General features: G+C 68.4%; 19 protein-coding genes. 8 read left to right on the top strand and 11 right to left on the bottom strand.

Annotated features, from left to right (window positions below; genetic code table 11):
• Positions 1 to 120 precede the first annotated feature (120 nt).
• The 5 genes from ACIA8G_RS00170 to ACIA8G_RS00150 all read right to left on the bottom strand — a co-directional run bounded on the left by ACIA8G_RS00170 (position 121) and on the right by ACIA8G_RS00150 (position 5,486).
• Positions 121 to 1,335 (bottom strand): DegT/DnrJ/EryC1/StrS family aminotransferase, encoded by a 1,215-nt coding sequence (locus ACIA8G_RS00170; protein ID WP_396417282.1) that lies wholly within the window; start codon positions 1,333 to 1,335, stop codon positions 121 to 123.
• Between the two features lie 19 nt (positions 1,336 to 1,354).
• Positions 1,355 to 2,377, bottom strand: coding sequence for an NAD-dependent epimerase/dehydratase family protein (locus tag ACIA8G_RS00165; RefSeq protein ID WP_396416035.1), 1,023 nt, complete (start codon positions 2,375 to 2,377; stop codon positions 1,355 to 1,357).
• Positions 2,377 to 3,411 (bottom strand): Gfo/Idh/MocA family protein, encoded by a 1,035-nt coding sequence (locus ACIA8G_RS00160; protein WP_396416034.1) that lies wholly within the window; start codon positions 3,409 to 3,411, stop codon positions 2,377 to 2,379. The genes ACIA8G_RS00165 and ACIA8G_RS00160 overlap by 1 nt, the downstream gene beginning before the upstream one ends.
• The gene (locus ACIA8G_RS00155) at positions 3,411 to 4,904 is read right to left on the bottom strand and encodes a sugar transferase (protein WP_396416033.1); all 1,494 of its coding nucleotides are present in this window, start codon (positions 4,902 to 4,904) and stop codon (positions 3,411 to 3,413) included. Before ACIA8G_RS00155 ends, ACIA8G_RS00160 begins: the two co-directional genes overlap by 1 nt.
• A 366-nt stretch (positions 4,905 to 5,270) precedes the next feature.
• Positions 5,271 to 5,486: an RNA-binding S4 domain-containing protein gene (locus ACIA8G_RS00150; protein WP_396416032.1), complete on the bottom strand. Its 216-nt coding sequence runs from the start codon at positions 5,484 to 5,486 to the stop codon at positions 5,271 to 5,273.
• A 91-nt stretch (positions 5,487 to 5,577) separates the two neighbouring features.
• Between ACIA8G_RS00150 and ACIA8G_RS00145 the strand changes: the two genes are divergently transcribed.
• Positions 5,578 to 6,261: a DUF2306 domain-containing protein gene (locus ACIA8G_RS00145; RefSeq protein WP_396416031.1), complete on the top strand. Its 684-nt coding sequence runs from the start codon at positions 5,578 to 5,580 to the stop codon at positions 6,259 to 6,261.
• Here the strand turns inward: ACIA8G_RS00145 and ACIA8G_RS00140 are convergent.
• The 4 genes from ACIA8G_RS00140 to ACIA8G_RS00125 all read right to left on the bottom strand — a co-directional run bounded on the left by ACIA8G_RS00140 (position 6,180) and on the right by ACIA8G_RS00125 (position 8,983).
• The gene (locus tag ACIA8G_RS00140) at positions 6,180 to 6,380 is read right to left on the bottom strand and encodes a hypothetical protein (RefSeq protein ID WP_084401971.1); all 201 of its coding nucleotides are present in this window, start codon (positions 6,378 to 6,380) and stop codon (positions 6,180 to 6,182) included. The two genes, ACIA8G_RS00145 and ACIA8G_RS00140, sit on opposite strands and share 82 nt — an antisense overlap.
• Before the next feature lie 159 nt (positions 6,381 to 6,539).
• The gene (locus tag ACIA8G_RS00135) at positions 6,540 to 7,034 is read right to left on the bottom strand and encodes an SLATT domain-containing protein (protein WP_396416030.1); all 495 of its coding nucleotides are present in this window, start codon (positions 7,032 to 7,034) and stop codon (positions 6,540 to 6,542) included.
• On the bottom strand, positions 7,031 to 8,233 hold the full coding sequence (locus ACIA8G_RS00130; protein ID WP_396416029.1) for a hypothetical protein: 1,203 nt from the start codon (positions 8,231 to 8,233) through the stop codon (positions 7,031 to 7,033). Before ACIA8G_RS00130 ends, ACIA8G_RS00135 begins: the two co-directional genes overlap by 4 nt.
• A 54-nt stretch (positions 8,234 to 8,287) precedes the next feature.
• The gene (locus tag ACIA8G_RS00125; protein WP_396416028.1) at positions 8,288 to 8,983 is read right to left on the bottom strand and encodes an HAD family hydrolase; all 696 of its coding nucleotides are present in this window, start codon (positions 8,981 to 8,983) and stop codon (positions 8,288 to 8,290) included.
• A 36-nt stretch (positions 8,984 to 9,019) separates the two neighbouring features.
• Here ACIA8G_RS00125 and ACIA8G_RS00120 point away from each other — a divergent pair, with 36 nt between their 5' ends.
• From ACIA8G_RS00120 to ACIA8G_RS00105, 4 genes are all read left to right on the top strand, one after another.
• Positions 9,020 to 10,405 (top strand): SDR family NAD(P)-dependent oxidoreductase, encoded by a 1,386-nt coding sequence (locus ACIA8G_RS00120; RefSeq protein WP_396416027.1) that lies wholly within the window; start codon positions 9,020 to 9,022, stop codon positions 10,403 to 10,405.
• 129 nt (positions 10,406 to 10,534) lie between these two features.
• The gene (locus ACIA8G_RS00115) at positions 10,535 to 11,197 is read left to right on the top strand and encodes a Ku protein (protein WP_396416026.1); all 663 of its coding nucleotides are present in this window, start codon (positions 10,535 to 10,537) and stop codon (positions 11,195 to 11,197) included.
• Between the two features lie 60 nt (positions 11,198 to 11,257).
• Positions 11,258 to 14,128, top strand: coding sequence for an AAA domain-containing protein (locus ACIA8G_RS00110; protein ID WP_396416025.1), 2,871 nt, complete (start codon positions 11,258 to 11,260; stop codon positions 14,126 to 14,128).
• A 132-nt stretch (positions 14,129 to 14,260) separates the two neighbouring features.
• Positions 14,261 to 14,884, top strand: a complete 624-nt coding sequence (locus tag ACIA8G_RS00105) for an LPXTG cell wall anchor domain-containing protein (RefSeq protein ID WP_396416024.1) — start codon at positions 14,261 to 14,263, stop codon at positions 14,882 to 14,884.
• A gap of 53 nt (positions 14,885 to 14,937) precedes the next feature.
• On the opposite strand, the gene ACIA8G_RS00100 is transcribed toward ACIA8G_RS00105, so the two are convergent.
• Positions 14,938 to 15,684 (bottom strand): PIG-L family deacetylase, encoded by a 747-nt coding sequence (locus ACIA8G_RS00100; protein ID WP_396416023.1) that lies wholly within the window; start codon positions 15,682 to 15,684, stop codon positions 14,938 to 14,940.
• 96 nt (positions 15,685 to 15,780) lie between these two features.
• Here ACIA8G_RS00100 and ACIA8G_RS00095 point away from each other — a divergent pair, with 96 nt between their 5' ends.
• Positions 15,781 to 17,016, top strand: a complete 1,236-nt coding sequence (locus ACIA8G_RS00095; RefSeq protein ID WP_396416022.1) for a glycosyltransferase — start codon at positions 15,781 to 15,783, stop codon at positions 17,014 to 17,016.
• Positions 17,017 to 17,080: 64 nt separating this feature from the next.
• On the opposite strand, the gene ACIA8G_RS00090 is transcribed toward ACIA8G_RS00095, so the two are convergent.
• Positions 17,081 to 18,871, bottom strand: a complete 1,791-nt coding sequence (locus ACIA8G_RS00090) for a S8 family serine peptidase (protein WP_396416021.1) — start codon at positions 18,869 to 18,871, stop codon at positions 17,081 to 17,083.
• Positions 18,872 to 19,056: 185 nt separating this feature from the next.
• On the opposite strand from ACIA8G_RS00090, the gene ACIA8G_RS00085 reads away from it, so the two are divergent.
• Positions 19,057 to 19,983, top strand: coding sequence for a LuxR C-terminal-related transcriptional regulator (locus tag ACIA8G_RS00085; protein ID WP_396416020.1), 927 nt, complete (start codon positions 19,057 to 19,059; stop codon positions 19,981 to 19,983).
• A gap of 74 nt (positions 19,984 to 20,057) precedes the next feature.
• Positions 20,058 to 20,645 carry a hypothetical protein gene (locus tag ACIA8G_RS00080; RefSeq protein WP_396416019.1) on the top strand — a complete coding sequence of 196 codons (588 nt, stop codon included), beginning with the start codon at positions 20,058 to 20,060 and terminating at the stop codon, positions 20,643 to 20,645.
• Positions 20,646 to 20,671 lie beyond the last annotated feature (26 nt).

The following is a 20,671-nucleotide window of genomic DNA, read 5'->3' as shown; positions in this document are numbered from 1 at the left end:
GTGTGTGATCCGCGCACTACGCTGGACAGCACAGGGCTGCTACTCCGAACGTCGGCGATTTGATTGAAGCTGTTACGTGCCAACACAAAAATGTTCCGCTGCGGGCTCAATATTTATCTTTCAACCACGGACGGTCAGATGGAATGTGTGGAGAGTTTCCGACAACGCTGACACGACCGTGTCCTGCTGGTCGTACGTCATGTCGTGGAACAGCGGGAGAATCAGCGTCCTGGCGGTGAACGCCTCCGTCACCGGCAGCGGCGCGCTGGGGTGGCCCGCGTAGGCGGGTTCGAGGTGTGACGCCATGATTCCGCGCCGTGCCGAAACTCCGCGTTCGGCAAGGCCCGCAAGGATTTCCGTGCGGTCCGGAGCACCCTCCGGCAACCACACCCAGAACGACTGGTAGTTCGTCGTTCCGTACTCAGGGTCACGAACCGCCGTGAGGCCGGGCAGATCGGCCAGCAGCTCGTGGTAGCGCGCCGCGAGCTCACGGCGGCGGGCGATGATCACGTCCAGTTTGGACAGCTGCACCAGGCCGACGGCGGCCTGGATGTCGGTCATCCGGTAGTTGAACGCGGTCTCCAGGTACTGCTCGATGACCGCCGACCCGCCGTGGTGGCGGTCCGCCGCGGACACGCTCATCCCGTGTTCGCGCAGGCGCTTGAGCCGAATGGCCCAGTCCTCGTCGTCGGTGGTGACCATGCCGCCCTCACCGGTGGTGAGGAGCTTGCGCGGGTGGAACGACCAGGCCGCCAGCACGGCGTTGGTGCCGACCGGCTTGCCCTGGTAGGTCGAGCCCGCGGCACACGCCGCGTCCTCGATCACCACGATGCCGCGCGGCTCGCACAACGCCTTCAGGCTCTCCACGTCGGCGGGCACGCCGGCCTGGTGCACGACCATGACCGCGCGGGTGCGCTCGGTGAGCACCGCCTCCACTGTGGACGCGCTCAGGTTGCCGGTCTCGGCCTCGACGTCGGCGAACACCGGTGTGGCGCCGGTGTAGCGCACGGCGTTCGCGGTCGCGATGAACGACAGCGACGGCACCACGACCTCGTCGCCGGGGCCGACACCGAGCAGGTGCACGGCGAGGTGCAGGCCCGTGGTGCAGGAGGACACGGCGACGCCGTGCTCCGCGCCGACGGACGCCGCGAAGCGTTCCTCGAACTCCCGGACCCGGGGTCCCTGCGCCACCCACCCGGACCGGACGGCCTCGGCGGCGGCGAGCGCTTCTTCCTCACCGAGCAACGGCCGCATAACCGGAATCACTGTCGTACCTCGATCTGTGGGTGCGGCCGCGGCGCCGCGCCGGCCTGGGGGTGCCGGCGGACGCCGCAGCCGCGGCTTCTGGGGTAGATCAGGCGTTCTCTGCGACGATTTCTGCGGCGATTTCTGCGGCGTGCTTCTCCGCACGCCACCACGCGACCAGGTCGCGCAGTCCGCCGTCCATCTCGATCTCGGGCTTCCAGCCGAGTTCGGTGGCCGCGGCGCTGATGTCGGCGAGCCGGCGGGTCACGCCGTTCACCTTCCGCTCCGGGCCGTGCTCCAGCGGCAGGTCGGAGTCCATCGCGGCAAGCAACGCGAGGGCGAGCTCCTTGAGCGACGTCTCCTTCGAGGACGCGATGTTGTAGACGGTGTCGGTCACCGGGGCCTGGGCGGCGAGGATGTTCGCGCGGGCGATGTCGTGCACGTGCACGAAGTCCATCGTCTGCGCGCCGTCACCGAAGATCAGCGGCGACTTGCCGTCCACGATGCGCTCCATCCACCGGATGAGCACCTCGGTGTACAGGCCGTGCACGTCCATCCGCGGGCCGTAGACGTTGAAGTACCGCAGCGCCACGTAGTCCAGGTCGTACATCGCCTTGAAGCTGCGCAACATCCCTTCGTTGAACGCCTTCGCGGCGCCGTAGAAGGTGTCGTTGTTGTACGGGTGGTGCCGTTCGTTGGTGGGGAACGACTCCGCGAGGCCGTAGATCGACGCCGACGACGACGCGATGACCTTCTTCACGCCGGCCGCGGCGGCGGCCTCCAGCACCGTGAACGTGCCGTCGACCAGACACTCCAGCGCGAGGCGCGGTTCCTCCGCGCACTGGGTGATGCGGATGGCGGCCAGGTGGAAGACCAGGTCCTTGCCCACCGTCAGCTCGTGGACGAGCACCTTGTCGTTGATGTCGCCTTCGACGATGCGCACGACACCGGACTTCAGCGCGCCGGCGAGGTTCTCCCGGCGGCCGCGCACGAAGTTGTCGAGCACGACGACCTCGGCGGCACCCGCCTCGACGAGCTGGTCCACCACCGACGACCCGATCGTGCCCGCGCCGCCCGTGACGAGCACCCGCTGACCACTGATCGGCTGCGCCAGATGATTCTGGGCCGACATCAAGACACCTTGCCTTCGACTTGTTGAACGGGAACGAAAACTCCGCCGGAGCGCAACGACTCCGACGCCGCCTCCAGCACGGCCAGCACGCGCAGACCCGCGCGGCCGTCCGTGAGCGGCGGACGCTTCTCGGTGATGGACGCCGCGAACTCGGCCATCATCGTGCGCAGCGCCTCGCGTTCCACCAGCGCCGGCGCGACCATGTCGCCGGTGCGGTAGGAGATCTTCTGCTGTTCCTCGGAACGGTCGACGCCGCGGTCGTAAATGGACAGTCGCTGCGCCGGGTTGTTGTCGTCCCACACCACCGTGCGCTGCGAACCGCCGATGACCATCGTGCGGATCTTGGTCGGCGACAGCCAGTTCACGTGCACGTGGGTGATCGCGCCGTTCGACAGCCGGACCGTGAGGTGGCCGACGCAGGCGACGCCCGCGCCGATCGGGTCCGAGCCGTGCGCCGCGACCTCCACCGGCGTCACGTCGTCGGGCAGGATCGCCTCGAAGATCGACAGGTCGTGCGGGGCGAGGTCCCACAGCACGTCCACGTCCGGCTGCACCAAGCCGAGGTTGATGCGCACCGAGTCGATGTACTGGATCTCGCCGAGCTCACCGCCGCGGATGATCTTGCGCAGGTGCTGCACGGCGGAGGTGTACGCGAACGTGTGGTCCAGCATCAGCGTGAGGCCGCGGGACTCGGCGGTCTCGACGAGCTTGAGGCCGTCCTCGAAGGTGGCCGCGAGCGGCTTCTCGACCAGGACGTGCTTGCCGGCCTCCAGGGCCGCCAGCGCGACGGGCAGGTGCGTGGCGGCGGGTGTCGCGATCGCGACGGCCTGCACCTCGGGGTCGGCGAGCACCTCGTCCAGCGACGCGGTGGCGCGCACGGTCGAGTACTCCCCCAGCACGCGCCGAGCCTTCGCGACGTCGAGGTCGCAGAGGTAGCGCAGGCGCAGCTCGGGGGTGGCCTGGGCGTTGCGGACCAGGTTCGGTCCCCAGTAGCCCGCGCCGATGACGGCGATGCCGATCACAGAAGTCTCCATCAGTAGGCCCCCTGACCGCCGAAGACGGCGCGGAAGGTCTTCCACAAGATCACGGCGTCGAGGGCGAGCGACCAGTCCTCGACGTAGCGCAGGTCGAGCCGGATCGACTCCTCCCACGACAGGTCGCTGCGGCCGCTGACCTGCCACAACCCGGTCAAACCAGGCTTCACGAGCAGGCGGCGCCGCACGTCGGAGGAGTACTTCGCGGTCTCCTCCGGCAGCGGCGGGCGCGGGCCGACGAGCGACATGGTGCCGCCCAGCACGTTGAACAGCTGGGGCAACTCGTCGATCGAGTACCGGCGCAGGAAGATGCCGACCTTGGTGATGCGCGGGTCCTTCTTCATCTTGAACAGCAGGCCGTGGCCCTCGTTGGCGGCGGCCAGCCTGGCGCGCAGGGCGTCAGCGTTGGTGACCATCGTGCGGAACTTGATGATCGTGAAGGGCGAGCCGTCCTTGCCGACGCGTTTCTGGCGGTAGAACACGGGACCGCGGCTGTCGATCATCACGAAGGCGGCGACCGCGAACATCAGCGGGGCCAGCGCGAGCAACAACAGGAACGCGCCGACGCGGTCGACCACGCCCTTGACGAGACGGCGGAAACCGGTGAGGGCTGGTTCGCTCACCCTGAGCAGCGGCATGCCGAGCACGGCGCTCATGTGCAGGCGGGGACCGGCGACCTCCATGAGGCCTGGCGACACGACCATCTCGGCACCGGAGCCCTCGAGGGCCCAGGCGAGCTGCTGGAGGCGGCGAGGCGTCCAGTAGGCGTCCGGTGTCACCGCGACGATGCGGTAGCCACCACGGCGCACGTGGTCGGCGAGTTCGCGCAGCTGACCGACGACGGGCACGCCGTCGACCTCCAGGCCGGCGCGGCCACGGCCGTCGATCGTGCAGACCGCGTCCACGCGCCAGCCCAGGTGGGCGATGCGGCGGGTGCGGGTGATCAGGTCCTCGACGGTCTCGAGGTTGCCGGCGGCGAGGACGGACAGCAGGAAGCGCCCTTCACTGCGGCCGCGGTGCAGCGGGCGGCGCAAGGCGTAGCGCATGGGGAAGGCGACCAGGGCGATCGCGGGGACGACGACGAAGACCCACAGGCGGGCGCCGGGGATGTCGACGGCGAGCGCTCCTAGGCCGAGCGCTACCACCGCACCGAACAAACCCCGGCCGAGTCTTCGGAACTCTTCAGCTCCCTGACCCAGAACGGTGGACGTCCACACGCGGTTGATCGCGAGCGAACCCGCCACCACGACCACTGTGAGTATGTCCAGCAGCGCAAGAGAAATCGGGCCAAAGGCGGCATGACGCATGTGCATGACCGCTCCGACGGCGATGACGACCAGGGCAATGGTCAGCACATCGGCCGTGATCACGGCATAGCGGTATCGACTTTCCCAGCGGGCGACCGGTGGGTGCGTCTGTCTGTGTTCGGACAGCGGATTGAGCCTGGAGCCCTGCCCGTGAACGTCACGGGCAGCGCGGACCTGCTCACTCATCGTTGTGATCTCCCCGGCTCAGCGGCGATTCCGGACGTGCAAGTACGCAGGCCACCCCGAGGACCTTGATCCTTCAAACGACTGTCACGCCTGAATCAGGCGTCGCGGCCGAAGCTCGCAACCGATGATTCGTACGCCCAGGCATCCGCGTTACATGCTGTGGAAAAAAGTTTCCCCAGCGCCCGAATATCGGACGTGACGCGCGTCTCATCGTCTGGAAACGGTGGCAGCACAAGACGATTCCACATGTCCACAAGGGACATAAATGGTGCACATAGGCCGGGGAATGGTCCAGAAGAGGGACTTCAGGCCCTAGTCTGATCGGCTGCGTTTATGCATGCACTTACCGCTGAACGGAGTAATCCCCTACGGCCGAACGGAAATGCGAACCTCGTCACTGCCGACCACCACGATGTCGCCGGCCCGGAGCTGTGCTCCGCGGCGCACTTCGACAGCGCCGTTGACGTGGACCTCTCCGTCCTCGATGAGCTCTTTGGCGTGCCCGCCGTCCTCGGCGAGCTGAGCCAGCTTGAGGAACTGCCCTAGCCTGATCGGCTCTTCCGAGATCTCCACCGTCCGCATGAGCCACATCATCCCAGTAGGGCGATCCCTACTGCTCGCTCGGGGGAGGACACCAGCGCATCCGGGTGATGTCGTTGACAGGCTTGCGCTTATGAAAACTTCTTGGGGGTACGCCGCCTGGCTGGCGGTGTCGGGATTGGTCTGCGTGGCGATCACGGTCTTCGCCGCGAGCGCGTACGTGACGCTCGACATGAGCCAGGCCAGGCCGGATCTGCACGGCGGAGTCCACTACGGCCTGCTGGTCGCGCACATCTTCACCGGAACGGTCGCGATCCTCGCGGGGGTGTCGCAGTTCTGGCCGGGACTGCGCGGCCGACACCCGCGCGTCCACCGGGTGATGGGCCGCGTCTACTTCGCCGGGGTGCTGCCGTCGTCGGTGCTCGGCGTCGTGTGCGCTCAGTTGTCACTGAACGGACTGGCGGCTTCGGCACCGCTGACGGTGCTGTCCGTGCTGTGGTTCGTCAGCGCGGTCTACGGCCTGCAGACGGCACGGCGGCGCCAGTTCGGCGCGCACCGCATCTGGATGATCCGCGGTTTCGCACTGACTGGCGCCGCCGTGACCGGTCGGCTGTGGGGCCTGCTACTCGGCGGCCTCCTGCCCGAGGGGGACGGGCTGGTCGTCTTCGCCACCGCGAACTGGCTGTCGTTCGTGGTGAACCTGCTGGTCGCCGAGTGGTGGATCCAGTCGCGGGGTTACACCCGGACCTTGCCCTCCGTCGCACTGAGGCCCAGCATCTCCAGCAGGTCGGCGCAGTCGAGCGCGTCGGTCGCGTGACACGCGACGGTGCGCGCCGCCTTGCTGTTCTGAATCGTGCTGTGCTCCTTTTCCAGAGCCTTGGCCTCGGCGAACGTGCCGGTTTCGGGCTCGGCGATCGCGGGACGCGCCCAAGTCATGTTGTGCCTGCTTCCGCATCGGGGGATGACCTCATCATGACAACGGGATCACTGAAACACCAGAACTTGTGCTTACCGTAATCGATCACCCACAGAGCGTGTAAATCGAGAAAGCGTTTACCGGACATCGGCCGCGAAGTTTGTTGCCAGAAATTTGCTTCAACGGCCGTAGCGCAGCACCGACTCCACTTCGGTCACAAATGCGACCAGCCGTTCATCGTCCACATCGTCCGGCGTGGGACCGTCCACTGCAAGCCGTTGCAGCGCAACGGAAGTGGTGGCGTGCTCCCGCGCCAGGCGGCGGAACCCGAAGGTCGCCTCGTAAAGCGACATCGCGGTGCCCAAAGCAGCCAAAGTCGTTGCCACGAAACCCCACATGGCCCTGCGCGGCCCGTCCGCCATGCCGATCGCGGCGGCCGCGGCGGCCACGATGAAGAGCGTCGCGGCGAGCGCGACCGTCCACGTGCGAGCCTGGGAGTACTTCTTGCGGCCGCGTTCGAAGTGGTCGAGCCGGTCCTGGAAGCGGTGCCTCAGATACGCCTCGACGAACTGGGCCTGCCGCTGCTTGACCGGCACTTGCGCCAGTTTCGGCTCTTTCGGCTCGACGACCGCTTCCTCGGCGTTCTCGGGCTTCACATCAGTCGGCACAGTCATGTCCTGACCACCTCGTGCTTGCGGTTGCTGACCGCGGCTTCCAGATCGGCCACCCTGTCCTGCCGCTCCTCCTCCGTCGCCGGCGCGGGCGCCGCGAGGTGAGCGAAGTAGAGGGCACGCAGGCGTTCGGCCCGCGACCGCGCGGTGAGGTACTTGTCCAGCGACTCGCGCTTGCGCGCCACGATCGTGATGGCCGCCGCGAACGCCCCGCCCGCCACGACCAGCACACCGGGCCACGGCGTGTCCCGCAGCCACGTCTGCAGTGCGGCGAACACCGTCGTCGTCAACCCACCGGCGATCGCGAGCACCGCCGTGAGGCGATACCGGTTCTGCTCGACCTCGGCCTGCGCGTCGAGCTCCTGGAAGGCCGGCGCCACGACCTGGTTGGCGTCGTGGATGGCGTCGGCGAGCATCGGGTACGCGACCACGAAGCCGGGATCGACGAGCGGCCGCGGTTCCGGTGCCTGATAACGGATCTTGGGCAGGACCTTCGGCGGCTTGGCGGGCTTTTCCTTGCTCAGCAACCGTTCCAGCGCCGTGACCGTCTTCCCCGCGCCCTCGTCGACGTGGATGATGAAGATCTTGCCGCTGCGCACCAGCACCGCGAGGTCACCGGTGAGGTCACCCGTCGCGATGCGGTCCGCGAGGCCACCGGTGCCGGCGAGCACCAGCAGCGGGTTGTCGCCGCTGAGGTGGTCGATGACCTCTTTTTCGCTCTCGCCTCCGACGACGAGTGCGACCACGGGCTTCTTGTGCCGGATGGCGTCGATCGCGCGGAACAGCACCGGTGTCGCGTCCGTCCACTCCGAACCGGGCACGATGACGGCGACGCTGTGGTTGGGCTCCAACGCGATCTGGCCGTTGGTGGAGTCCTCCGTGACGTCGTGGACCTTGCTGCTGGGCGCCACACCGACCACGACGGGCCACCGTTGCTCACAGGCCTGCAACGCCATGCCGAGCAAGTGGACAACGCCTCTGTCGGTGCCTTCGGTCACGAACACCGCACCGTTGCGCGCCGCGGTCACCACGACGGATCTCAGCACCGGCAACAACTTCGCCGCGAGATCGGTCTCGATGTCTTGGGTGGAGCCGAAGACCGAGATCACCGTCCGGCCTCGGGGCAAGCCGAGGGCGCGCGGTTTGATGTCGGCGTCCGGCTGGGACAGCCGTTTGACTGTCGGGCCGACTGCTGTGGGCATGCCGCGCACCATAACGCCGTGATCGATCCCAGACCAGAGCCGTTCAGACCCGTCTCAGGTGGCCCACACGCGCCTGATCAGCTCGTTGAGGTTGGAGAGATCGTCGAGCACGGTCGTGGCTCCTGCTTGGTGGAGGTCCTCTTTGCTGCTGCGCCCGGTGGCCACCGCCACCAGCCGCACACCCGCCGTCGTGGCCGCGTAGACGTCGTGAGGCGTGTCACCGATGAGCACGACTTCGTCATGTGTGAAAACCCGGATGTGCTTCGCCCTGCGCCGGGCGAACGTCACCAGCTCGGCCCGGTCCGCGTGGTCGTCCCCGAACGCGCTGACGTCCCAGTCCACGAGATGCGCGAGCCCGAACTCCTCCAGCTTGATCTTCGCGACGCTCTTGAGGTTCGCGGTCAGCACGCCCTGGTGCACGCGCGGGTCGTCCGCGAACGCCTCCAGCGCCCGCTGCGCGCCGGGCAGCACCTCGCCGTGCCCGTTGAGCTCCCCGCGGCGGTGCTCGAAGGAGGTGGCGAGCGCGTTGGCCAGCAGCTGCGTCGCTTCCTCGGTGTGATCGATGTCGTGCTGGCGCAGGGTCTCGGCGATGATGTCCAGCTCGGTGCGTCCGCCCAGGTCCACGGGCCAGGCGAGCTCCTGGCCGAAGGCCTTCCGGAACGCTTCCCGGTACATCAGGCCACCGAAGCCTCGTGCGGCGATCAGCGTGTTGTCGATGTCCCACAGGACCAGCAGTTCGGGCCCGGTCACCGCCCCACCACCCCCCAACCCGTAAAATCCCAGCTCATGACCTCGATCGACCCCGCAGAGCTGGAAGTCTGCCTGCGCGTACTGGCCCAGGTCGAGGACCTTCCCGCCGAGCACGAGGACGCGGTGCGCGTCCGCCGGGCCACCGCGAAGATCTTCAAGGCCGCCAAGAAGTTCCGTAAGTCCGAGCGCAAGGCCGCCATCACGGCCAACGACCGTGCCGTGACGGCACTGACCGCCACCGGGTCGCCGGACCGCATCGACGACGAGACGCAGGGGCTGCCCCTCGTGTCCAACGCTCAGGGTGCGACGGCGGGGACGTTGCTGCGCGCGCGGTCCTGTTACACGTGCCGCAAGCGGTTCGTCGAGGTCGACGCCTTCTACCACAACCTCTGCCCGGACTGCGCCGCGTTCAACCACGGCAAGCGTGACGCGCGCACGGACCTGACCGGCCGCAACGCGCTGCTGACCGGTGGCCGGGCGAAGATCGGCATGTACATCGCGCTGCGGCTCCTGCGTGACGGCGCGCACACCACCATCACCACCCGGTTCCCGAAGGACGCCGCACGCCGGTTCGCCTCGATGCCCGACGCCGCGGACTGGATCGACCGGCTCAAGATCGTCGGCATCGACCTGCGCGACCCGGCCCAGGTGCTGGCGCTCGCCGACGAGGTGGCCGCGCACGGACCGCTCGACGTGCTCATCAACAACGCGGCGCAGACCGTCCGCCGGTCCGCCGGCGCCTACACGCCGCTGGCGAACGCCGAGCACGAGGCGCTGACCGGCGACGCGACTCGGCCCGAGCTGATCTCGTTCGGCGGGCACGGCCAGCTGGCACTCCCCGGTACTGCGGTGCCCGAGGCGCACTCCGTCACCACGCTGGCGTTGATGGCGGGATCGAAGGACATCGACGCGGGCGGCCTCGTGCCGGACACCGCGGCGGTCAACTCGTGGATCCAGAACGTCGAGGAGGTCGACCCTGTCGAACTGCTCGAGGTGCAGCTGTGCAACTCGACGGCGCCGTTCCTGCTCATCTCGCGGTTGCGTTCGTCGATGGCGAAGTCCGCTCATCGACGCAAGTACGTCGTGAACGTGTCCGCGATGGAGGGTCAGTTCTCCCGCGCCTACAAGGGTTCCGGGCACCCGCACACGAACATGGCCAAGGCCGCGCTGAACATGTTGACGCGGACGAGCGCCGAGGAGATGCTGCAGGCCGACGGCATTCTGATGACGGCCGTCGACACCGGCTGGATCACCGACGAGCGCCCGCACCCGATGAAGATGCGGCTCGCCGACGAGGGCTTCCACGCCCCGTTGGACCTGGTCGACGGCGCGGCGCGGGTGTACGACCCGATCGTGCGCGGTGAGGCCGGCGAGGACCTGTACGGGTGCTTCTTGAAGGACTACGCGCCCTCGAATTGGTGACACGTCACCAGCCCAGCTTCTAGGAATGTCACTGACGCACGCGTCCGAGGTACCCGTCGGACGCGCCCGAACGAGCCCTTTCGTCACGGCACAGGTCTATTCGACCGTGTGTTCGAGTACCCATTTGTCATGAGGACTGTGTGGCGGGGAGCACTTCGGTTCGGCATGACGACGATGACGGTGCGGCTGGTGGCCGCGGCCACCGAGCACCGCAGCAGGGTGCACCTGGTGCACCGGGAGGACAGCGGCCGCGTCCGGCACCAGCAGGTGTGCGGCGAGTGCTCGCTGCGGCTGGGGCCGGACGACATCGGCCGCGGCTACGAACTCGACGACGGCCGGATCGTGCAGATCGACCCGGGAGAGCTGCCGGCGCCCGAGGACGGGATCATCGACGTCCAGCAGTTCGCGCCGCAGGCCGACGTCGACCCGATCTCGTTGCACCGCAGCTACTACGTCGAGCCGGACGACCTCTCGGTGCGCTCCTACGTGCTGCTGCGCGAGACCCTGGAGCGGACCAAGACCGCCGCCATCGTGAAGTTCGGGCTGCGCAACAAGGAGACGCTCGCGGCGATCAGGCCGCAGTACGGCGTGCTCGTGCTGCACACCCTGCTGTGGCCGGACGAGGTCCGCGACCCGCACTTCGCGTTCCTGCACCGCGACACCGAGGTGCGCACCGGCGAACTCGCGGCCGCGGCGGCGCTGGTGCGGGCGCAGACGCGGCCGTTCAAGCCGCACGACTACCCGAACACCAACGCCGAGACCTTGCTGCGGCTGGTCGAGGCGAACGTGTAGCTCCTGCCACGCCGGGCCGAGGTCCCACCGCCGCGGTGAGGCCTGACTAGCATCCTGTCCATGCTCGCCAGCCCGTCGGACCTCGTCGACCTGCTCGAGTGCGAGCACCGCAGCTACCTGGGCCGCAACGACAGGCAGGGCGACCCCGGCAGTCTGCACGCCGAGGCCGAGCGCACGGCCGCCGAGATGCGCACGAACAAAGAGCTCATCGAGAACGCCGTCTTCTTCGACGGCGTTTTCCACTGCACGGCGCAGACGCTCGTCTTCACCCCGAACGGCTACGAACCGTGCGAGGACGAGGCAACCCCGCAGGCAGTGCTGAGCCTGACCGCCGCCGCCCAGGCCATCGGCGCCGAACGGGCCCACCTGCTCGTCGACGGGCGGCGCACCTCGTTCCGCGTCGCCGACTTCACCCCACTCCTGCAGCGCCTGAAGACCCGCCTGGCGAAGCCCGGACCTGCACCGAAGCGCACCTGGGGCGACGTCAGGGCCGCGTGCAACGGCTGCCGCTTCGTCCGTCACTGCGCGACCGGGCGCGAGGAGGCCCGCGACCTCTCGCTCGTGGCCGGGCTGCGGGCCGACCAGCGCCGCAAGCTGGTTTCGGCCGGCATTGACACGATCGACGCGCTTGCGCGGACCGAGGAACGGCCGGCCACCCTCTCCCCCGCGAGCTTCACGGCGTTGACCGCGCAGGCGAGGCTTCAGGTGCAGCAGGAACGCACCGGCGTGACCACCTACGAGGTCGTCGCGCCGGAAGCCCTGCAGAACCTGCCGGAACCGCGGGAGGACGACGTCTTCCTGGAGGTCGACGGCGACACGTTCCGCACTCCGGGCTGGGAGGGCACGTTCGCGGAGTTCGTCGACCGCACGCCGGCGGGCACGGTCTACCACTTCACCCCGCACGACCTCGCCGGGCGGGCTGCGCGGACCGCGACCAAAGAGTCCGAAGTGGACGAACTGGTGCGCCGCTGCGTCGATCTCGGCGCGCTCACCCGCCGGGTCCTGCGGGTCTCCACTCGGGAGTACACGCTCCAGGCCCTGAAACCGTTGCTGCAGAACGACATCCCGACCCGGGGCATCCGGGATCTGCTGCACCGGATCAAGCTCGAGAACGACATCGAGACCGCGGCACCGCAGGAGCAGGACGAGGCGGCCAGGGAGAAGGCCGCCGAGCGGGCACGGCGGATGGCCGCGCTGACCGAGCCGTTGCTCGCGGAGGGGCACGCGTTGTTCGCGGCCACGGTCGGCTACCACCGCCGTGAGGCAAGTCCCGCATGGGGTGACTTCTTCCGGCAGGCCAGCGCGCCCATCTCCGACCTGGAGACCGACTCCAACTGCGCGGTCCCGATCACGCTGAAGGCCGAGGACTGGGTGCCGCCGAGCGGCCGGACCCGCACCCACAAACGCCAGGTCCACGCGCGGATCGACCCCGAGCGGCCGCACCCGTTCGGCCAGGGCGAGCAGGTCCGGCTCCTCTACCCCGGTGGCGTCACGCGCAACGCGGCCGTCGCCGACGACAACCCGTACGAGCTCGTGATCACCGAGAGCGCGAGCCAGGAACACGGCGACATGCCGATCGCCGTGCTGCCAGGCAGCCCGGTGCCCGCGTCGCCGAAGGACGAGGCCGTCGCGGAACTCGCGGAGCAGTCCGTCGGCCTGCTGCCACTGCTCCCCCGCAACCCCGGCATCGACCTGCTGCTGCGCACCCCGCCCGCACAACCGTTGCCACAGCACGATGATGTGGTGCAGGCCGTGCTGAAGGCGGTCGACCAGCTCGACGGCGGCACGCTCGCCGTCCAGGGACCGCCCGGCGCCGGCAAGACCTACCTGGCGACCAAGCTCATCAGGCACCTCATCGACCAGGGCAAGACCGTCGCGGTGACGTCGAACAGCCACAAGGCCGTCGAGAACGTCATGAACTCGGTCGACCCGGACATCCCCATGGCCAAGCGCCCCAAGGGAAAGCCCTCCAAAGACGACCCGGTCCCGCCGTGGGACCAGCCGAAGGACAACGGTGCGCTGGCCCGGTGGCGCGAGGAACACCCGCAGGGACATCTGGTCGGCGGCACGGCGTGGACGTTCTCCAACGCGGTGATCAAGGCGCAGCCGTTCGACGTGATGATCATCGACGAGGCCGGCCAGTTCGCACTGGCCGACGCGGTCGCGGTGGCGACTGCCGCCAAGAACCTCGTGCTGCTGGGAGATCCGCAGCAGCTGCCGCAGGTCGTGCAGGGTGTGCACCCGCCGGGCAGTGACGCGTCCGCGCTCGGCCACCTGCTCGGCGACCGGGAGGTGATCCCGGACCACCTCGGTTACTTCCTGGCCGAGACGCGCCGGATGCACCCGGCAGTGTGCAAGCCCGTGTCCGAACTTTCTTATGCCGGACTACTCCATTCGCACGAATCCGCCGCTCACCGCTGGATCGACGGCATCGAGCCCGGCATCTACCTGCGCGAGGTCGATCACCGGCACAACATCACGTCGTCGACCGAGGAGGCCGACGCCGTGGTGGAGTCGGTGCGGCAGATCGTCGGTCGTACGTGGACGGACAACGGCAAAACGCGCGAACTGACCGATGCGGACATCCTCGTCGTCGCGCCGTACAACCTGCAGGTCAGGGTGATCCGCAGAAGGCTGGCAGATGCGGGTTTCGACGAAACTCGGGTGGGCACAGTGGACCGCTTCCAGGGGCAGGAAGCACCCGCGGTCATCATGTCCATGACGTCGTCGTCCACCGTGGACCTACCGCGTGGCCTGGACTTTCTTTTGTCACGTAACAGATTGAACGTGGCACTCTCCCGTGCCCAGGCGCTCGCCGTGATGATCTGCTCGCCACGGCTGCTGGATGCCGATGTCCGGGGCGTGGAACAGATGCGGCTGGTCGCCGGGGTCATCGGCCTAACAGAGAACATGAGGATCTGTCCGTGGTGACACCTCACCGTTGTCATACGGTGACCTTTTGAGCGCTCTCCGTTGCTAGCGTGGCGCGGTTCACCCAGTCGGGTGATTCAGAAAGTGAATGTGCTCGATCCGCCGCGCACCAACCAGAGCAGGAGAAATCCGTTGGCAAGTAGAGTTCTCGGCGCGTTCGTGGTGGCAGGCACCACGGTTCTGGCCTCGCTGGCGCTCGCCACTCCGGCAAGCGCTCACACCCCCAAGGTGGAGGCCTACTGCGACCAGAACGCAAAAGTGACCGTGCTGAAGGTGTCGCTCACGCAGTACGCGGGCGGTAACAAGAACACCGTGCTCGTCAAGGACGGGAACACGGAGCTCCAGCCCACCAAGAACTTCGGCGAGAGCTGGTCGAAGACGTGGGACAAGCTCGACGCCACCGTTGAACACAACTTCAGCGTCGAGGTGATCGCCTCCGACACCACGCCGAAGAAGAACTACAACTACAGCTGGTCCAAGTTGGTCAAGGACTGCGTCAAGACGCCGCCGACCAAGCCGACTGAACCGACGAAGCCGACCAAGCCCACCGAGCCGACCAGCTCGACCCCGGAGGTGCCCTCGTCCTCCGTCGTGCCGCCGTCGTCGACCCCGAACGCACCGGCCCCCGGTGGCAGCACTCCGGAACCGCCGCTCGCGGCGACCGGTGCTTCCCCGATGTGGCTGCTGCTCTCGGGTCTGGGCCTCGTGGGCGCCGGTGCCGGCACCCTGCTGTTCCTGCGCCGCCGTCGCGCGTGAACTAGCTGAGCAAAGAAGCGGGGGCGGCAACGATGCCGCCCCCGTTCTGCTTCCTAGAGGTCCAAAGTGGACGCCGGTCCGTGCCCTTCGCGGATGAACCACTCGGTGCTGAACGCGACCGCGAACGTCTCGTCGTCGAGCGCCAGGAAGAACGACTGCTCGGGGATCTGTGAGGCGTGCGCCCGCATCGCCGCCCGCTTCACGTCCAGGTACTTCGTGACGTCGACACCGACGTTGATCTCGGACTCCGGCACCGCGCCCTCCATCTCGGGCGGTTCTTCCATTCCGGCCAGCCGCATGGCTTCCCGGAACTCCGACTCCTTCACCATCGCCTGGTAGACCGCCGGAGTTCCCGCGATCTCCGCCGCACGTTTGCCCACCCGGTGCACCTGGATGTGGTCCGGATGGCCGTAGCCGCCGAAGCTGTCGTAGATCGTGAGCGCGGAAGCGTCCTCTTCTTCAAGGATCGCAGCGAGTTTGCGCGCGGCCTCCTCGACGTCGGCTGTCCAGAACGAGCCCGGCTGCGAGTTGAGCTCGTCGCCCATCATCCCGGAGTCCAGGTAGCCCAGGAACTCCACGCGCGCCACCCCCAGCAGGTCGGCCGCCGCGTGCGTCTCCACCACTCGCCGTTGCCAGAGCTCTTCGCCCTCCTCCAGGAAGTCCGGGATCTCGCCGGCCTCCCCGCGGGTCGCGACGACGAGCACGACCCGGTGTCCCTCCTCGAACGCCTTCCGCATCACGCCGCCCGTGACGATGCACTCGTCGTCGGGATGTGCGTGGAACGTCACCAGTGTCGCCATGCCCGCGACGTTACCCGGCAGTGGAACTCCGCCATTCCGATGCTCCCGCGCGGTACCTACCGTGGGGACAGACCCTAGGCCGCAGGGGAGGATGTCGTGCGCGTGCTGTGCACAGTGGCGTTCTCGGCCGCCCACGCGAGGGCCGTCCTCCCGCTCGTCGCCACGCTCGCCGAAAAGGGCCACGAGGTGCTGGTGGCGGGACCGGCGAGCGTGCTGCACGGGTTCGCCGCCGAACCCGTGCGCACCGTCGCGGCACTGCCCGAGGTGTGCGACCAGCTCGCGGACCTGCTGCAGGGCGAGGTGCTCGCGCTCCCACCGGACTACGACCCGTTCGCGGACGAGATGCTCGTCGAGTTCGCGGCGGGCCCGCACATCACGCCGACCGCTCGGGCGCTGCTGACGATCGCCGCCGACTTCCGCCCGGACCTGGTGCTGCGCGCGGGCATCGAGTTCGCGGGGGTGCTGGTCGCGGAACGGCTCGGGGTGCCGCACGTGGCCGCACCGTCCGGGGCCGCCCACTACATGGACCGCCTGACCCTGCTGAACGCGCTCAACGAACGGCGGGCGGAGCTGCGGCTGCCGCTGCACGAGTCGCTCGACTCGGCGCACCGCTACGGCCGCCTGGACGCCGTTCCGCCGGGTTACTCCTTCGCCCGCCAGCGGATGCCCGCCGCGTTCGGCTACCAGCAGCCCGCGCACCACAGCCCGGGCGAGCGTCTCCCCCAATGGCTTGCGGACCTCGATCCGGCCCGGCCGCTCGTCATCGCGTCGACCAGCACGTCCGGCGGGGTGTTCGCGACCGAGTCCGCGTTGCGGCTCTTCGACTTCGACGCCATCCCCGACCAGGCGCTGCGGCACTCCCCGCTGGCACATCTGGAAACGCTGGTGGCGGGGCTGTCCGCGGTGGACTGCGAGGCGGTGGTGCTCACCGGCGGACTCCCGGTCGAGGCACCGGCGGCCGCGCACGTGCACCTGGCCGAGTCGCTGCCGCAGGCGTTGTTGTTGCACACCGCCGATCTGCTGGTGTCGCACGGCGGCTACAACTCGATCCGCGAGGCCATGCGGGCCGGGGTGCCGACGGCCGTGCTGCCGGTGATGCACGACCAGATGCACAACGCCCACCGCGTCTGCGAGCTGAAGCTCGGGGTGCGGGTGCCGGACTTCCACCCGGACGCGGTCGAACACGCCTGCAGGCAGGCGCTCACGAGCCAGGAGATCGCGCACAGCGTTAAGAGGGCTCAGCGGCACGTGCTGGGGCTGCCCCCGCTCCGTGCGGTGGCCGGGTACCTGGAGCGGGTCGTGCTGCGCAACCGGCGGCTCGTGAGCATGTGAAAGGGCGGCGCCTCCCCCAGGAAGTCCAGTCTGGAAGGCGCCGCCCCTCGGCGAACAGGTGGAGCTATCGCAGGGTCAGGTTCCAGGCGTTGATGTACCCGGTGTCACCGGAGTACATGTCCTGGACCCGCAGCTTCCACGTGCCCGCCGCGACCTCGGACGAGGCGTTGACCGTGTAGGTCGCCACCACGTTGTCGGCACTGTCCGAAGTGGACGAGTTCTTCAGCCGGTAGGCGGTGCCGTCCGGCGCGATCAGGTCGATCACCAGGTCGCCGCGGTAGGTGTGGACGATGTCCACGCCGACCTTGACGGCCGAGGAGGCGTTGCCCGTCACCGAGGAGCTGATCGAGGACTCCGCCGTGCCGAGGTCCGCGATCGCGACGTCCGTCGTGTTCTCCAGGCCACCGCTGGGCGGCGGCGTGGTGTCCACGGCGTTCACGGTCTTGGTCGCGTCCGCGAGGCCTGCACCGCAGCCACCCGAGCAGGTGCCGGGGAACGGGCGGGAGTTGGTCTTGATCAGGTCCTTGACGTTCGCCGGCGTGAGCGACGGCTTCTTGGCCACGAGCAGTGCCGCGAGGCCCGCGATGTGCGGAGCGGCCATCGACGTGCCCTGGTAGGGCTTGTAGTTCTCCGCACCCGGCGTGGTGGCGCCCGCGTTCAGCGTCGACCAGATGCCGTTCTCCGGCGTGGTGATGGTGCCGGGGGTGTCGGTGCCGCGACGGGTCTCGCCACCGGGGGCGGCGATGTCGATGCGGGAGCCGAAGTTGGAGTAGAACGCCTTGTTGCCCTCACGGCTGGAGGCCGCGACGGTGAGCACACCCGAGCAGTTGGCCGGGGTGAAGTTCGCGACGTTGGCGTTCGAGTTGCCGGCCGCGACGACGACCGTGGTGCCGCGGTTGATGGCACCGTTGATCGCGTTCTGGTAGGTCGTCGAGCAGGACGACTGACCGCCCAGCGACATGTTGATGACCTTGGCGACGTTGGTGTTCGCGGGAACGCCGCTCACCGTGCCACCGGACGCCCAGGTGATCGCGTCGGCGATGTCCGAGGTCGCGCCACCGCACTTCGCGAGCACGCGCAGCGGCTGGATCTTGGCGTCGTAAGCGATGCCGGCGATGCCCTTGCTGTTGTTCGTGGACGCGGCGATCGTGCCGGCCACGTGGGTGCCGTGCCAGGACGAACCCTGGTCCTGCGCGGGCACCGGGTTGCCGCTGGCGTCGGTGCCGCACTCGCCGCGCGCCACCCAGTCACCCTCGTCGGCCGGGTTCGAGTCGCGGCCGTTGTTGTCACGGGCACGCGCGGAGTCGGACACGAAGTCGTAGCCCGCGACGACCTTGGAGGCCAGGTCGCTGTGCGCGACGTAGCCGGTGTCGATGACCGCGACGGTCACGCCGGAACCGGTGGTGCTGGCCCACGCGCCGGGCACGTTCATACCCGCGGTGGCCTCGAACAGGTCCCACTGCCGGGAGTACTCGGTGTCGTTCGGGTCCGCGAGCGGCTGCATCAGCAGGTCGGGCTCGACGAACGCGACATCGGGGTCGTTCTTGAACGCCTGGATCGTCGAGTCGGCGTTGCTGGTCTTGGAGCCGAGATCGACCACGACCGCACCGCTGGACATCCGGCGGTGCACGGACTTGCCCTTGTTACGTGCATCGTCCGAGGCAGCGGAGTCGGACGAGGCTTCGGCGGTCCCCGGCTTGTAGCCGACGATCAGCCGTTCGAACGGGCGGTTCACCTGGGTCGAGTCCGGTTGGGACTGGATCTGGGCAGGAGCTGCGCTGACTGGTGAGACAACGCTGAGCACGGCGGCGGAGACAGCCGCGGCGCACAGGCTCGTGCGTCGCAATCCGTTCACGAGACGGGGTCCTTCCGAACAGGGCCACCGCGTGCCGTTGAGGGCGTCAGGGTTCTGAACCGGCTGCGGGGGTGCCGGGACCGTAAGCCGGGTCACAGCTGCGAAAACAGGTCTAGTCGAGGCCGTTTAACGACACTGGCGTGTTCACGACAGGGGTACTGCTCTGAATGGCGCACAATGTGGCCGTGTTCGGACACCTGGGCGTCAACGCGGAACAGACTGCTGTTTACGAGCTTCTGGTAACGGGCGGCAGCCGCACGACCGACGAGATCGGCGCCGCGGCGTCACTGCTGGAGTCGATGCGCGAGCTCGGACTGGTCCGGCACCTGCCCGGCGACGTGTGGCAGGCCGTCGCCCCCGACCTGGCCGTCGAAGCGCTGATCGCGGGCCGTGAGGAGCAGAACCGCAGGGCGCGCGCGAACGTCGGGCCGTTGATGGAGCTCTACCTGCGCAACCGCGACGAGGAGCTGGCCGACAACGCGTTCGTCGAGGTGGTGTCCGGGGCGGGCGCGGTGCGCGAGCTGTGGCACACCCTGCTGCGCAGCGCCCGCGACGAGGTCTGCGTGCTCGACCAACCGCCGTACGTGACGCCCCTGGGCGAACACGTCGCGCTGGAAGACGAGACACGCGAACGAGACGTGCAGTGGCGCGTGGTCTACGACCGGTCCGCTGTGGACATCCCGGGCCGGGTCACCGAGATCATCGAGCTCGTCGCGGCCGGCGAACGGGCTCGCGTCACCCCGACCCTGCCGTTCAAGCTCGCCGTGATCGACACGCACGCGGCCGTGCTGCCCGTGGCGAACGGCGACGTGGTCGACAAGGTGCTGCTGATCCGGCCGTCGGCGTTGCTGGACGTGCTGCGGTCGACGTTCGAGCTGTACTGGGACAAGGGGATCCCGTTCAGTCCCGGCGGGATCTACGCCGCGGCGGCCGATGTGGACCCGAACCTGCTCGGGCTGCTCGCGGCCGGGCTGACCGACGAGTCGATCGCGCGGCAACTCGGGCTGGCGCCGAGGACCGTGCAACGGCGGGTGCGGCAGCTGATGGACCGGTGCGGCGCGCAGACCCGGTTCCAGGCCGGGGTACAGGCGATGCGGCGAGGCTGGCTCTAGCGCGGAACCAAGGCAACCTTTGGTGATCTTGCGGCGTCTGACTCTGTGCAAGCAAGTACTCACCAGGGGGATTCATGCGCATGCGCAAGGTGATGGCGGCTGCCCTGACGGGCCTGGCGCTCATCGGTCTCGCGGGCACGGCATCGGCATCGGCTTCTGACTCGGCTGTCGCGGACTACCCGTGGCCGCCGAAGGACGTCACGCCGGTCCACAAGACCAAGGCGGAGCTGCAGAAGCAGGCGGACGGGTTCTCCGCACGCCAGCAGCAGACCTACCCGCGGGTCTTCCGCGGCGCGCAGAACGTCTCGCCGGGCAACTGGGGCGGCGAGGCCGAAGGCGTGTTCGACGACATGCAGTACATGGGCAACACGGTGACGTTCACCTACAAGGGCCAGAACGTCACGACGTACACGCAGGTCAACGCTCCGGGCCAGCACGCGTGGTCGCCGAAGGAGTACTGCGAGGTGACCACCTGCACCGGCAGCGTCAGCGACCACCGGGGCGGCCTGATCGTCTTCAGCAAGTACGAGCAGTTCGGCATCACGTCGGCCCGCAACTTCCGCCCGAACGGCGAGGTGGTCTGGGTGCAGAGCTGGACGCCGGGCACCGAGGCGCAGCTGGCGGCCGCGGCCTCCGACCGCGCTCTCACGTTCACGAGGTAACGCGGTGAAGAGCGGGCGCTTCCGGT

This window comes from Lentzea sp. NPDC051213 (genome assembly GCF_044455585.1).
Lineage (GTDB): Bacteria > Actinomycetota > Actinomycetes > Mycobacteriales > Pseudonocardiaceae > Lentzea.
Note: the sequence above shows the minus strand (reverse complement) of the source record. Positions and strands in the feature narration are given on the sequence as shown.

Coding starts and splice junctions, on each gene's coding strand:
- ACIA8G_RS00080 (WP_396416019.1), top strand. CDS start 20,058: ATGCGCATGCGCAAGGTGATGGCGGCTGCCCTGACGGGCCTGGCGCTC.
- ACIA8G_RS00135 (WP_396416030.1), bottom strand. CDS start 7,034: ATGACTGTGCCGACTGATGTGAAGCCCGAGAACGCCGAGGAAGCGGTC.
- ACIA8G_RS00150 (WP_396416032.1), bottom strand. CDS start 5,486: ATGCGGACGGTGGAGATCTCGGAAGAGCCGATCAGGCTAGGGCAGTTC.
- ACIA8G_RS00155 (WP_396416033.1), bottom strand. CDS start 4,904: ATGAGTGAGCAGGTCCGCGCTGCCCGTGACGTTCACGGGCAGGGCTCC.
- ACIA8G_RS00165 (WP_396416035.1), bottom strand. CDS start 2,377: ATGTCGGCCCAGAATCATCTGGCGCAGCCGATCAGTGGTCAGCGGGTG.
- ACIA8G_RS00110 (WP_396416025.1), top strand. CDS start 11,258: ATGCTCGCCAGCCCGTCGGACCTCGTCGACCTGCTCGAGTGCGAGCAC.
- ACIA8G_RS00140 (WP_084401971.1), bottom strand. CDS start 6,380: ATGACTTGGGCGCGTCCCGCGATCGCCGAGCCCGAAACCGGCACGTTC.
- ACIA8G_RS00160 (WP_396416034.1), bottom strand. CDS start 3,411: ATGGAGACTTCTGTGATCGGCATCGCCGTCATCGGCGCGGGCTACTGG.
- ACIA8G_RS00115 (WP_396416026.1), top strand. CDS start 10,535: ATGAGGACTGTGTGGCGGGGAGCACTTCGGTTCGGCATGACGACGATG.
- ACIA8G_RS00145 (WP_396416031.1), top strand. CDS start 5,578: ATGAAAACTTCTTGGGGGTACGCCGCCTGGCTGGCGGTGTCGGGATTG.
- ACIA8G_RS00100 (WP_396416023.1), bottom strand. CDS start 15,684: ATGGCGACACTGGTGACGTTCCACGCACATCCCGACGACGAGTGCATC.
- ACIA8G_RS00130 (WP_396416029.1), bottom strand. CDS start 8,233: ATGCCCACAGCAGTCGGCCCGACAGTCAAACGGCTGTCCCAGCCGGAC.
- ACIA8G_RS00120 (WP_396416027.1), top strand. CDS start 9,020: ATGACCTCGATCGACCCCGCAGAGCTGGAAGTCTGCCTGCGCGTACTG.